Origin of the sequence: Halosolutus amylolyticus (assembly GCF_023566055.1) — an archaeon.
GTDB lineage: Archaea > Halobacteriota > Halobacteria > Halobacteriales > Natrialbaceae > Halosolutus > Halosolutus amylolyticus.
The window spans coordinates 141,116-154,095 of sequence record NZ_JALIQP010000008.1 but is presented as its reverse complement, the minus strand read 5'-3'; the positions used below and the strand labels follow the sequence as shown (position 1 = coordinate 154,095).

13 protein-coding genes and 1 pseudogene are annotated in these 12,980 nt (G+C 65.4%); 6 read left to right on the top strand and 8 right to left on the bottom strand.

Annotated elements, in window-relative coordinates:
- The first annotated feature begins 193 nt into the window (after window positions 1-193).
- The 4 genes from MUN73_RS22160 (at window position 194) to MUN73_RS22145 (ending at window position 4,345) form a co-directional block, all read left to right on the top strand.
- The gene (locus tag MUN73_RS22160) at window positions 194-916 is read left to right on the top strand and encodes an alpha/beta hydrolase family protein (RefSeq protein ID WP_250142692.1); all 723 of its coding nucleotides are present in this window, start codon (window positions 194-196) and stop codon (window positions 914-916) included.
- 97 nt (window positions 917-1,013) lie between these two features.
- Complete coding sequence (locus MUN73_RS22155) at window positions 1,014-2,189, top strand: thiolase family protein (protein ID WP_250142691.1); 1,176 nt, start codon at window positions 1,014-1,016, stop codon at window positions 2,187-2,189.
- A 109-nt stretch (window positions 2,190-2,298) separates the two neighbouring features.
- The gene (locus tag MUN73_RS22150) at window positions 2,299-2,700 is read left to right on the top strand and encodes a universal stress protein (protein ID WP_250142690.1); all 402 of its coding nucleotides are present in this window, start codon (window positions 2,299-2,301) and stop codon (window positions 2,698-2,700) included.
- Between the two features lie 130 nt (window positions 2,701-2,830).
- A complete protein-coding gene (locus tag MUN73_RS22145; protein WP_250142689.1) occupies window positions 2,831-4,345 on the top strand; it encodes an MATE family efflux transporter in 1,515 nt (504 codons plus the stop codon).
- 48 nt (window positions 4,346-4,393) lie between these two features.
- Here MUN73_RS22145 and MUN73_RS22140 read toward each other — a convergent pair whose 3' ends face one another.
- From MUN73_RS22140 to MUN73_RS22125, 4 genes are all read right to left on the bottom strand, one after another.
- Complete coding sequence (locus MUN73_RS22140) at window positions 4,394-4,846, bottom strand: hypothetical protein (protein WP_250142688.1); 453 nt, start codon at window positions 4,844-4,846, stop codon at window positions 4,394-4,396.
- Between the two features lie 91 nt (window positions 4,847-4,937).
- On the bottom strand, window positions 4,938-5,321 hold the full coding sequence (locus tag MUN73_RS22135) for a universal stress protein (RefSeq protein ID WP_250142687.1): 384 nt from the start codon (window positions 5,319-5,321) through the stop codon (window positions 4,938-4,940).
- 231 nt (window positions 5,322-5,552) lie between these two features.
- Window positions 5,553-5,867, bottom strand: a complete 315-nt coding sequence (locus tag MUN73_RS22130; RefSeq protein ID WP_250142686.1) for a hypothetical protein — start codon at window positions 5,865-5,867, stop codon at window positions 5,553-5,555.
- Between the two features lie 326 nt (window positions 5,868-6,193).
- Window positions 6,194-6,571 (bottom strand): VOC family protein, encoded by a 378-nt coding sequence (locus tag MUN73_RS22125; RefSeq protein WP_250142685.1) that lies wholly within the window; start codon window positions 6,569-6,571, stop codon window positions 6,194-6,196.
- A 151-nt stretch (window positions 6,572-6,722) separates the two neighbouring features.
- Between MUN73_RS22125 and MUN73_RS22120 the strand changes: the two genes are divergently transcribed.
- Together MUN73_RS22120 and tuf are read left to right on the top strand one after the other, a co-directional pair.
- A complete protein-coding gene (locus MUN73_RS22120; protein WP_250142684.1) occupies window positions 6,723-7,688 on the top strand; it encodes an NADPH:quinone reductase in 966 nt (321 codons plus the stop codon).
- Window positions 7,689-7,843: 155 nt separating this feature from the next.
- Entirely contained in the window at window positions 7,844-9,109 is a 1,266-nt protein-coding gene (tuf, locus tag MUN73_RS22115) for a translation elongation factor EF-1 subunit alpha (RefSeq protein WP_250142683.1), read from the top strand.
- Window positions 9,110-9,203: 94 nt separating this feature from the next.
- On the opposite strand, the pseudogene MUN73_RS22110 reads toward tuf, so the two are convergent.
- From MUN73_RS22110 to MUN73_RS22095, 4 genes and pseudogenes are all read right to left on the bottom strand, one after another.
- A pseudogene (locus MUN73_RS22110) lies at window positions 9,204-10,175 on the bottom strand (glycosyltransferase); the annotation flags it as partial.
- A 761-nt stretch (window positions 10,176-10,936) separates the two neighbouring features.
- Window positions 10,937-11,248 (bottom strand): DUF7521 family protein, encoded by a 312-nt coding sequence (locus MUN73_RS22105; protein WP_250142681.1) that lies wholly within the window; start codon window positions 11,246-11,248, stop codon window positions 10,937-10,939.
- The gene (locus tag MUN73_RS22100; protein ID WP_250142680.1) at window positions 11,245-11,592 is read right to left on the bottom strand and encodes an ArsR/SmtB family transcription factor; all 348 of its coding nucleotides are present in this window, start codon (window positions 11,590-11,592) and stop codon (window positions 11,245-11,247) included. Before MUN73_RS22100 ends, MUN73_RS22105 begins: the two co-directional genes overlap by 4 nt.
- 99 nt (window positions 11,593-11,691) lie before the next feature.
- The gene (locus MUN73_RS22095) at window positions 11,692-12,978 is read right to left on the bottom strand and encodes a CobW family GTP-binding protein (RefSeq protein ID WP_250142679.1); all 1,287 of its coding nucleotides are present in this window, start codon (window positions 12,976-12,978) and stop codon (window positions 11,692-11,694) included.
- Window positions 12,979-12,980: the final 2 nt, after the last annotated feature.

The window sequence follows — 12,980 nt, the reverse complement described above, 5'->3', positions numbered from 1 at the left end:
ACGAGTCGTTCGACCGGGCCCCGGTGTCGAACACCCCCACACCGGCTATCGTCGAACGCACGTCTTCGCGGGCGCGATCGACGCGTCCGACAGGGTGCTCTCACCGCCCTCTTCTCACTCGCTTCGATCGCGACCGTGAGCCATCGTTCTCCGGTCCGTACGACTATACTGCTCCGCCGGGCTAGCCTGCGGTATGGCCGAGCGACACCGTATCGCGGTTACCGACGACGAATCGGTCGCTGCCGTCCACCACGCCGCCCCCTCGAACCGCTGGCTCGTGTTCTGTCACGGCTTCCTGAGCGACAAGTCCGGGAGCTACGAACGACGCGCCCTGCGGGCGGTCGATCAGGGCTTCAACGCCGTCCGGTTCGACTTCCGGGGCTGTGGCGAGTCGGACGGCGTCTTCGCCGACCAGCCGCTCGGCGCTAAAATCGCCGATCTCTCCGCGGTCGCCGACTATTTCGATCCTGACTCGCTCGTCCTCTTCGGGTCGAGTTTCGGCGGCAAGGTCGCGTTCCACGCGACGGCCCGCGATCGGGTCGCCCCGGCGGCGATCGCGACCCGCGCGCCGGTCACGCGAAACGACGCGTTCGCCGAGTACGAGGCGGTGGTCCGTGAGGAAGGTGCCTGTCGGTTCGACGACGACAGGTGGATCGATCGACGGTTTTTCGACGACCTGGCGTCGTTCCCGTTCGACGAGGTCGTCGACGCGATCGAGGACGTCCCGATCGCGATCTTCCACGGGCGCGCGGACGAGTCGGTCCCGATCGAACACAGTTTCGACGCCGCGAGCGCACTCGAGATCGACGTGGTGCTCGAGGCGTTCGTGGGAGAGGGCCACGTTTTCACCGACGACGCCGACGAGCGCGTCCTCGATCGACTGTTCGAGTGGCTCGCGGCCCTCGATCGGGTCTGAGCGGCGACGATCGCGCCCCACGATCGGCTCCGACGAATAGACGTCGCGAACGGCCCGATCCCGTACTTTGATATCGTGAGACGGACCTCCTTCGGGTATGGATGACGCAGTGATCGTCGACGCAGTGCGGACACCGTTTGGCGACCGCGGCGGCGCGTTCCGGGACACGCACCCGCAGGATCTCGCCGCCGAACCGCTCCGGGCGCTCGAGGAGCGCACCGAGTTCGATCCGGCGATCGTCGACGACGTCGTCTACGGCTGCGTGACGCCGGTCGGCGAGCAGGGGCTGAACGTGGGTCGGCTCGCGCCGCTCGTGGCCGGCTGGGGCGACGAGGTGCCGGGGGTCCAGCTCAACCGGATGTGCGGCTCCGGCCAGCAGGCGGTCAACTGGGCGGCCAGCGAGATTCGGGCGGGCTTCCAGAACGTGATCGTCGCCGGCGGCGTCGAGCACATGACCCGCGTCCCGATGGGCTCGGACGGCGAGGCCGAGACCGGCGTGATCGATCGGAGAGCGCTCACCGACACCTACTTCGATCACTACGACGAGGCGATCGGCCAGGGCGAGTCGGCCGAACGGATCGCCGAGGCGTGGGACCTGACGCGGGACGACGTGGACGGCGTCGCGGTCGACTCTCAGCAACGCTGGGCCGAGGCCTGGGAGGCGGGTCGGTACGACTCCCAGATCGTCCCCGTCGAGACGACCCTCGACGGCGAGTCGATCACGGTCGAGCAGGACGGTCACCCGAAGCCCGACACGTCGGCGGAGACGCTCTCCGAGTTACCCCTCGCGTTCCGACCCGAGGGCGAGGGGGTCCACCACGCGGGCAACTCCTCGGGAATCGTCGACGGATCGAGCGCGGTGCTCGTCGCGAGCGCGGACGCGGCGGAAGAACGCGGCTGGGAGCCGATGGCGCGCATCGTCCAGACCGAGGTCGTCGGCGTCGACCCGATCACGATGCTCACGGGACCCATCCCGGCGACGGAGAACGTCCTCGAGAAGGCCGACATGACGATCGACGACGTCGACCTGTTCGAGATCAACGAGGCGTTCGCCTCGGTCGTGCTCGCGTGGCTCGCGGAGACCGGTGCGCCCTGGAACCGGACGAACGTCAACGGCGGCGCGATCGCCCACGGCCACCCGCTGGGCGCGACCGGGTCGGCGCTGCTGACGAAACTGGTCCACGAACTCGATCGTCGCGGCGATCGGTACGGGCTCTGTACGATGTGTATCGGGTTCGGACAGGCCGTGGCGACGATCGTCGAACGGCTGTAACCGGCGTCGGGGGATTCGATCCCCGGACGGATCGCCGGGGCGGATCGCGTCGGGAGGCCTCTCTCGCTCATCTCAGCACTTTTTACGCGCGTGGTCGAACGGTACCCCCATGTACGACGACATCCTGATCCCGACCGACGGACGGGACAACACGGAGCGGGCGATCGACGAGGCAGTCGAACTTGCGTCCGTCCACGGGGCGACGCTGCACGCGCTCTACGTCATCAACTCCGCGGAAATCGCGCCCGGGATCGACTTCGAGGACCTCGAACCCATCGGCGAGGAGGCCGTTACGTTCGTCGCGAACCGGGCGCGGGAGGCGGGCGTCGACGACGTCCGAACGACCGTCACGCACGGGCTGCGACACAGGGCGATCCTCGACTACGCGGACGAGGCGGGGGCGGACCTGATCGTCATGGGTCGGAACCGGGGACTCGAACGATTCCTGCGAAAGAGCGTCTCGGAGCAGGTCGCGACCGAGTCGTCGATCCCGGTCCTCGTCGTCGAGTGACGACCGGGGTCCGCGCTGCGTTCGCTCTGCGGTCCGGCAGATCGAACCAGCTGTTTCGTTTCGAAACCGGTGGCCTCTGCCGCGTCGGGAAGGTCTTTTTGTCGCAGTTGGATAGCTCAAGCCGATTCTCGTGGTCTCTCGCCCGCCGAACCCGATCCGGCTGTGCATCCTCTGGATCGGGCTCGCGCTCGCCAGCGTCGGCCTCATCGAGGCCGAGCGAGCGCGCCGCACCGCCGATCTCGCGTGGCCGCGCATCGTCACCGGGCTCGCGCGGATGTCGAAGAACGCGGTCGACGTCGCGATGGTCGGGATCGCCGTCGGCCCGGCCGCGATCGCGGGCGTCGGCTTCGCCTCCCCGTTCTGGGGCCTCGCGTTCACCATCGGCGGCGGCGTCGCCGGCGGGACGATCGCGCTCGTCTCCCAGCGTTACGGCGCGGAGGCGTTCGACCAGCTCGGCCAGGCGATTCGATCGAGCGCGTTGCTCGTCGTCCTCCTGTCGGTGCCGATCACCGCGGTCTTCTGGGCGTACCCGACCGAACTGATCTCGCTTCTCAGTTCCGATCCCGAGGCGATCGACCTCGGCGCGACGTACCTGCGGATCGTCGGCTTCGGGATTCCCTTCGCGGGGCTCAACCTGATCGGGAGCCGCACCTTCGTCGGGATGGACGACGCGTGGACGCCGATGGTCGTCCGCGCGGGCGGCGCGATCGCCAACATCGTCCTCAACGCGGTGCTCATCTTCGGCTTCGACATGGGTGTCGCCGGGGCGGCGATGGGGACGGTCCTCTCGAACGTCGTCGTCACCGCGACGTTCGCGACCGGGCTCGCCGCGGGCCGGCTCCCGGGAATGGGTCCGTTCCCCGTCAGCGTCGATCCGCTGGGGAGCTACGTCCACGCCGGAACGGTCCGGGACCTGACGACGATCGGCCTCCCCGTCATGGGGACGAAATTGGTCTGGACCGTCGCGGAGTTCCCGATGCTCGCGATCGTCGACGTCTTCGGGTCGGACACCGTCGCGGCCTACGTCATCGCCCGGCGCATCTGGGGGCTGATGAACACGCCCGGCTGGGGGTTCGGCCTCGCGGCCTCGAGCCTCGTCGGGCAGGAACTTGGGACCGGCGACGAGCGCGGTGCCGAGCAGTACGGGCGCGAAATCGTCCGGTTCTCGGTCGCCGTCTACCTCGTCTCGGCCGCGATCGTCGCCGTCTTCGCCGAACCGATCGTCCTCGCGTTCACGAACGACCCGGCCGAACTGTCGGTCCCGACCGCGGTCTCGCTCGTCCACGCGGCCTGCGTGGCGGTGGTCCTGCAGGGGGTTTACACCGGTGCCGCGGGTGCGCTCAAGGCCAGCGGCGATACGCGGTGGCCGTTCTACGGCCAGTTACTCGGGATGTTCGGGCTCGCGATCCCGATCGCGTATCTCGGCGCCGTCGGCCTCTCGATCCCCTCGCCGGGGACGATCCCGCTCCTCGGCGTGGCGGTTCCCGGTATCTCGATCCCGGCGTTCGGGATTGCGGGGCTCTACCTCGCGTTCGTCGCGGAAACCGCGACGCCAGCGGTGATCAACTACTACCGGTTCGCGACCGGGCGCTGGAAGGTCATCAGCCGCGGCTACCGGCCGGAGACGACGCCGAGCGACGATTGACTCGGGGGCACAGGATCCGTTCGAGTGCACGTCGGCCGATCGCCCCGCTCACTCCACCAGCGCCGGCGTCCCGTTCACGAGGTGCTCGATCTTGTCCACGTGGTGGCCGACCTGTTCGCGCAACACGGCAAATGCGCCGCGGTCGGAGACTAGCTCGTCCGGCTCCCACCGATCGGCCGGCGGTCCGACGCGGCCCCGGAGCTGTGACTCCGCGAAGTTCGCGTCGGCGGATTCCGCGACGAAGTGCGTGACGAGGTTCGCGTACTCCCAGGCTGTCCTGCCGTCGTCGAACGAGACCAGCGTGGTTTCCGATTCGAGGGCGCTTCCCAGCGGCCGGCACATCGTCACGGCGTAGACGATCGCGGCCGATTCCACGGGTTCTATCTTCGATCGCGTCGGTCCGTCGCCGCCCCCGATCGATCTCGGCTCGACGAACACGCCGACGCGTTCCGTCCGATACCCCTCCTCGACGTCCTCCCAGCTCTCGTGCGGCGAAACCATTTCCCACGCCTGTTCGCTCGGCGGTCATAAATCTATCCGCCGACCCTCGAGAACGACTTGCTGAATCGCGATCGGCACCCGCTATCCGCCGCTACAGGTCGGGGATCGGGACGACCACGACGGGCCGTGCCGCGTTCGCGAGGACCTCCTCCGCCGTCGATCCGACGTCCACTGTCGCCCCCGGAGTGCCGCCGTGCGCCCCGATCACGATCTCGTCCGCGCCGATCTCGCCGGCGGCCGCGAGCAGTTCCGCGGCCGGTTCGCCCTCGCGGAGTTCGGTCTCGACCGATCCGATCGCCGCCAGCCTGACGGGGGCGACGTTCAGGGCCTCCCGACTGTCCCGTTGCGCGGCGGGCGACTCGGACGGGGCGACGGAGACGACCGTGACCTCGTCGTCGACCGTCGCTCGATCGTCGAGGTAGTCACAGATCGCTGCCGTCGTGTGGACCGACTCGGTGCCGACGAGATACTGCATACCGGCTGCAGGAGGAGTTTCCTCAAGAACCTGTGGGCGAGGCTCTGTTGAAATTCTTGACAATTGATAGAACCGTCGTGCTGAATACAGAGGATGGATGCAGCACAGCGGGAGTCGTTTATTTCACTCGTTTAGAATAGTACCAACCGAGGGATGCAGAGGCGAACATATCGCTGCATTGCTGTGGATACGCCGAAACCGGAATGAAACCGACGTCGCCCGCTCAGCTACTTAGCCGCTGATTCCGTCCCCGTTATCGCCACCACCGCCGCCAGTACCGGGGAATTTAATGTCGAGTTTGTCTTTCACAAATGATGGGACTTTCGATTTTGCTTTCTCAATACCCTTTGGAGTTTTCCTCGTATGTGGTGGTTTTTTAGTGGCCTGTGTTTGTGTCTGTTCAGTCGAGTATTGTTGAGCGCTGGCCGTACCGACGCCCATGGTGAGGAGTCCGGCGACACCTGCTCCACGGAGGACGGTTCGGCGCGTCGCCCGCGTGGGTTCGGATTCGGTTTCGGTCTTGGGGGGTTGGTCTTGGTTGCTCATGTCCAGTTGTCTCTCTTGCGCCGTGCGCGGCGGACCTGCCGCGACCGACTCACACTATCGAAGGCCAAACTCGTATATAAACTAGTGACGGTAATATAACATACTATTCTGATATGTGAAAAATACGGACTGGCAGTAAACCATCGATCCCTTAATATGCTACGTGAACTCTCTGTACTCACCAATCACTTCCCTTCCCAGATCAGTTCTCAGCCTGTACCACATGCGCTGTGTATTCAGCACGACTCCTAAAACATATCCTCGATTGAGGGTTTCAACAAGGCCGTGGGCGATGACCAGCCACAGCGGCTTTCCGTCCCCCGCCCTCACTCGAGACGCGAGAAGAGTTCGACCTCGTACCCGTCCGGATCCTCGACGAACGCGGCCCGGGCGTTCGCCGCCTCGATCGTCGTCGGTTCCCGCACGATCGGGCAGTCGGTTCGGTCGACCACCCGATCGAAGGTCTCGTCCGCGTCGTCGACGAGGATCGCGAGGTGGACGATTCCCGCGGCGTCGATCGGCGCGTCGTCGTCCGGGTCGTGGACGAACTGGATCTCGGTGTCGAGGTCCGCGCCGGTCACGTAGTAGTTGTGGGTTCCGTCGACGTGGAAGTCGTAACTGTACTCGAGGCCGATGCCGTCCTCGTAGAACGCCCTCGTCGCGTCGAGATCGGAGACCTCGATCGCGGTGTGATGAATATCCATAGCAGTGGGTCCAGCGCCGACCAGTTAAATCGTTCCGTGGCGACAGTGGAGTAGCGGCCGGTCCGATCGCGTCCCGTCGTGACCGTCCGCAGTCCGTCCGTCGCCAGCGATCTGCATTCTTATGACGGTTCGGAGCGTGAGCCCACACGACATGCAAGCCGTACGCCTTCACGAGCACGGCGGCCCGGACGTATTGCAGGTAGACGACGTCGATCGACCCGACCCCGGCGCGGACGAACTCCTCGTCGAGGTCGGTGCCGCGGGGGTCAACCCCGTCGACACCTACTTCCGGGACGGATCGTACGAACCCGTCGCCGTTCCGTTCTCCCCCGGCGTCGACTTCGCGGGGACCGTCGCCGATGTCGGCGACGACGTCGAGGCGTTCTCCGCGGGCGATCGCGTCTTCGGGACCGGGATCGGCAACGGCTCCCTCCAGGGAAGCTACGCCGAGTACGCGACCGTCCCGACCGATCGCGTCGTCCACCTCCCCGACGGCGTCGACGTGACGGAAGCGGGGGCGGCCGGCGTCGTCGCCGTCACCGCCTGGCGGGCGCTGATCGATCACGCGAACCTCGACCCGGCCGAGTACTGCCTGGTCCACGGCGGGTCCGGTGGCGTGGGCCACGCCGCCGTCCAGATCGGGGCCGCGGTGAGCGCGCGGGTCCTTACCACCGCCTCGCCCGACTACCACGATGCCCTCGAGGAGTACGGCGCGGCCACCGTGCTCGACTACGATCGGGACGACCTCGCCGATGCGGTCCTCGAGGCCTCCGACGGCGGCGTCGACGTTGTCCTCGACCACCGACTCGACGACTACCTCCAGTTCGACGCCGACGTGGCCGCGACCGGTGCCCGGGTCGTCGGTATCGGCGAGAACTCGCCGGATCCGGGGTTCACGAACGACGGTGCGGCCCGATCGAAGGACGTCTCCTACCAGTTCATGAGCATGTTCAACACGCCCGACCTCCGCGTCCCGCTGCGGGGCGTGGCACACCTCATGGAGACCGGCGCGCTCTCGATCGAGGTCGCGGAGACGTACGACCTCGCGGAGGCTGGCGAGGCACAGCGGACCGTGATCGAAGACAGCGTGTTCGGGAAACTCGTCGTCGAACCGTAGTCGACGCGACCGCACTGCGGTCTCGTTTTCCTCCGGCGGAGTCGGTACCGGTCGACGTGACGAGACTCGATTTCGGCCGCTGCTATTGCGTTTGTCGTGTGCTAACTGCCACCAAGAACTTTGGGGGATCGCCACGTAGATTTCAGTGAAGAGCCATGACGGACAAACCCCACCAGAACCTGGCCATCATCGGTCACGTCGACCACGGGAAGAGCACGCTGGTGGGACGCCTCCTGTTCGAGACCGGGGGCGTCCCGGAGCACATCATCGAGCAGCACCGCCAGGAAGCCGAGGAGAAGGGCAAGGGCGGCTTCGAGTTCGCCTACGTGATGGACAACCTCGCCGAGGAGCGCGAGCGCGGCCTGACGATCGACATCGCCCACCAGGAGTTCGAGACGGACACGTACTACTTCACGGTCGTCGACACGCCCGGCCACCGCGACTTCGTGAAGAACATGATCACGGGGGCCTCGCAGGCGGACAACGCCGTCCTCGTCGTGGCCGCCGACGACGGCGTCGCGCCCCAGACCCAGGAACACGTCTTCCTGGCCCGCACCCTCGGCATCGACGAACTGATCGTCGGCGTCAACAAGATGGACCTCGTCGACTACGACGAGAACCGGTATCGCGAGGTCGTCGCGGAGGTCAAAGAACTCCTCGACCAGGTCCGCTTCGCCACCGAAGACGCGAGTTTCATCCCGATCTCGGCGTTCGAGGGCGACAACGTCGCCGACTCCTCCGAAAATACGTCGTGGTACGACGGCCCCACGATCCTCGAGGCCCTGAACGACCTGCCGGAGACGGAACCGCCGACCGACGCTCCGCTTCGCCTGCCGATTCAGGACGTCTACACGATCTCCGGGATCGGTACGGTACCGGTCGGACGGGTCGAGACGGGCCAGATGCGAACCGGCGATTCAGTCTCCTTCCAGCCCAGCGACGTGGGCGGCGAGGTCAAGACGATCGAGATGCACCACGAGGAGATCGATCTCGCCGAACCCGGCGACAACGTCGGATTCAACGTCCGCGGCATCGGCAAGGACGACATCCGCCGCGGCGACGTCTGCGGCCCGGCCGACGACCCGCCGTCGGTCGCCGAGACGTTCCAGGCCCAGATCGTCGTGATGCAGCATCCGAGCGTGATCACGGCCGGCTACACGCCGGTCTTTCACGCCCACACGGCCCAGGTCGCCGGCACGATCGAGTCGCGCGATCGGAAGATGGACCCCTCGAGCGGCGAGGTCGCGGAACAGGATCCCGACTACATCCAGTCGGGAGACGCCGCCGTGGTCACGGTCCGGCCACAGAAACCGCTCAGCATCGAACCGTCGGACGAGATCCCCGAACTGGGAAGCTTCGCCATCCGCGACATGGGCCAGACCGTCGCCGCCGGCAAGGTCCTCTCGGTTACCGAGAAGTAGAGTAGCCGCTGAAACGATTTACACACTGATCGCAAAGCCGTCCTGCGATCAGGTGTGTAGTGACTTTCAGTGGTTACTATAGCGGCGGTGGTCGTCACTGCCGCCGGGCGGCCGCTTCCGGCCGATCGACGTCGATCGCGTGTCCGACTGCTCGTTCGTAGACGTCGAGTACCCGATCGATCGTCACCGACTGGCTCACTTCCGCGACGGCGGCGCGGCCGTTGGATCGATCGCCCCGCTCGAGGACGTCGACCAGTCCGCGAACGAGTTCGGCGTCGGTCGTCCCAACGGTCGACGGGTCGACGCCCGTGAGTCGCCGTCGGACGTCGCCGACGTCGAGCGAGACGACGGGGAGGTTACACGCGAGGGCCTCCTTGACGGCGGTCGGGGAGCCCTCGTTGTCCGAGGTGAGCAACAGGGCGTCGGCGGCGTTCATGTACGTCGGGATCGTCCCGTGATCGACGCCGTGGACGACCTGCAGGTTGACGGGCCGATCGAGGTGACCGTCGACGGCCGCCACGATCCGTTTCGCCCGCGGGTAGTTCTTGACGCCTCGATCCGGGGAGTAGGGAAACAGGACGTGGTGTTCGTCGGCCGCCCAGCCCACGCTGGCCCGCGCTCGCTGGCGGTCCCGCGGCTGGAACTGATCGAGGTCGATTCCGAACGGGATCACCGTACAGTCCGATCCGAGGGTTCGTTTCATCGCCTCGTTCATGACGACGACCTCGTCACAGCGCGGCGCACACAGTCGCGTGAGGGGGCTCACGGGCCCGTTGAGGTCGGATCCCCACAGGGTGAGCACGACCGGGAGTCGACGCTGTGCGAGCGCCATCGGGGCCGTCAGTCCGTAGTGGGCGTGCACGAGGTCGTACCCGTTGCGGGCCTCCCGGATCACCTGGGGAACGAATCGGAGATAGTCGCTCGCGCTCCGGGACTCGCTCGCCGACACCTCTCCCGGAACGGTGAGTCGCTCGAACGACACGCCGCGTCGCTCGAGTTCGGTGATCTGTTGATCCATAAACGGGGCGTCGTCGTACGTCGTAAGGGCGAGCACATCCATCGATCGGCGTTGTCCACCCTCTAATGGGTATGCGCATTGTTAATGGTCTTCTTTCCCCTCGCTCTCGATGACGGTCAGGCGCTCGAACGGACGGTAGGGTGACCGAACAGTCGTGTCGCCCGGGCACCGTTCGCGTTACGAAACGCGTCTAGGCGACGGATTCTAGTTCGTAACTGACAGGATCTCGCGATCGGGACCGGACTGTCTTCTACGGATCGATCGGTAGTCGTGGCGCGTCGATCGACGTTCCCGGGAACGGGGCTCGATGGTCCGATCGCACTCGTTCGGGCAAGGACTCACGGTCGGTCTCCCCGGGGTGGCGGCCTCGACACGAGGGACCGGGTCGTGTTTTCCGACCCAGAAAACACGCGGACGGGTTGAAGAGGGGTCCGCGAGACGAGTGCTGTGGGGAACGATAGAATCCGAATCCCACCCTACGGTTCCCCCTCACTCGATACCGCCTGAATGATCCACGACGCGTATGTCACGGTTCTCCCGTGACGTCATCCCGCCGTCGTCTCCTCTTCCGGTCGCTTCGGCCCTCCGATCGGTCTCGCCGTTTTGATTCCGATTCACCGTTATCCCGATCCCGATTCACGCCGGACGTCGTGACGATACGGTCTGCTGTCCCGAGTTACCGGCGCGACCGCAGGATTGCTCGCGGTCGTACCAGCACTGTCTGTCAGTAGCCCGTCTCTTCGCTGGAGGGGACTGGCGCTCGTCGATCGTCGCCAGACCCGTCGATCGACGCCGCTCGCTCCGCCTCGCTAGTGCCCGCCGTACAGCGAGTACATGATCGCGGCCAGTCCGAACAGCCGACTCACGTTCTCGAAGAATACGGTGACGATCTGTTCGGGGCTTGCGAGCGTGTTGATCGCGACGTTGATCACGAACGGACACAGGGTGAGCAACAGCAGACCGACAGCGAGATAGAGCATCGATCGGGCGTCGTTGCGGCGGTACCCCCGGTAGGCCTGGTAGGCGATGACCGTCCCCATTATCGCGACGAGAAAGAGGGTAGCGATGGTCAGGAGTTCGAACACCGACGCCTCGCCGATCCGGACGACCTCGCGGCTCATCGCATCCCCTCCCACATCCGTGTGAACCTGTCCGCGACGTCTTCCTCCCGGTAGGACAGTTCGAGTTCGAACGATCCGTCCTCCAGGGACAGTTCCAGCCGATCGAGGTTCGCACTGTAAATGCTGTAGTGGTTGCCGTCCGGGGCGAGTTCCGTCTCTTCGCTTACGAGTTGACACTCCTCGAGACGGTCGAGACGCCGATAAATCGTCGGCAGGGAGGCGTCACACCGTTCGCTCAATGTGCTAGCAGACATGGGTTCGACGCTCGTTTCGGTGAGGATTTGCCGCGCGTAATCGTCGTCGAGAACGGCGAGCACCGTCGACAGGTCGGTCTCCTCACTCACTGCTATCGGATCGTTCCGGCATAAATATGAAAAGCATCCCGGTTTTTCTGGCCGAGAGAATGCACCGCGTTGCAACTGACGGCTATTTCGTCGTGCCCTTCAGAGCCGGATCTCTTCTCCCTCCCGGTTCGGAAATGGGTTTTCGAAGTTGCTGTCGGCGGTATCCAGCTCTGCGTCCGCGAGGACGCACGCTTCGAGCGACCGTTCGATCACTCGAGCGTCCATATCCCGTCCGATCATCACGAGCTCCGTCTTCCGGTCACCGTAGTCGTCGTCCCACCCGGACTCCCGTGACCGCCGATAGAATTTGCGTCGGTCCTCGGGCAACGAGGCGATCCACCGGCCAACACCCTCGATGCGGGTTTGCCGTCCTGCCCGCGACAGCACCAGCGCGTGGTCGGGGCGGCCAGCGACGTGGAGATACCCTTTGGCTCGAACGACGCTCGTCGGAAATTTCTGGAGGGTATCGGCCAACCGTTCCGGATGCATCGGTCGTCGCTGGTGGTAGACGAACGAATCGATCCCGTACTCGTCCGGCGGGTGTACGTGTCCGTGCGTTTCGTGGGATCGATCGTCGTGATCCACATCGCCGTCAGCGACGGGGGCATCCACACTGTCGTGACCGTGATTCGGCCCGCGATCGTGCTCCCGTGCCCTGTTTTGCTTGTGGTCCGTGCTGTGGTCCGCGTACTGTTTCAGCGCTCGTTTCCATCCTGGCGAATCGGAAACAGTCTCGACGTCGAACCGGCCAGTATCGAGCACGGCTCCGGGATCGACCTGCCCGAACGTGCTCGTGAGGACCGTTGCTTCGGGTTGCAACGCTCGAAGCGTTTCGACCACGTAGTCGAGTTCCGCGTCGGTGACGAGATCGGTCTTATTCACCACCAGCGTATCGCAGAACTCGACGCCGTCGACGATGAGATCAGAGAGCGGTCGCGTCCCGTCCTCGGTCGAACCGCGACGCCGCACCTCGCCCTCACTGAACGCGTCGTAGAACCGGCGTGCGTCTACGACCGTGGTGACGCTGCTGAGGTCGTAGAAGGTCGATGCGCGGCTCTGGACGAGTTGTTGTGCAACCGGTGCCGGATCGGAAATCCCCGACGGTTCGACCAGGAGGTAGTCGAATTCCTCCGCGAGCGCGAGTTCGACGAGCGCTCGGCCGAATTCGTCCTGGATCCCACAGCAGATACAGCCGTTCGTGAGTTCGACGACGTCCGTATCGCCATCGACGCGGCGCTCGGCGAGGTTCGCGTCCACGTTTATCTCACCCACGTCGTTGACGACCACTGCGGCGTCGTAGTCGTGCTCGCGTGTGAGGACGTGATTGAGCAGCGTCGTCTTTCCGGCACCGAGCGTCCCGGAAAGCACCGTTACTGGGACTCCCATTG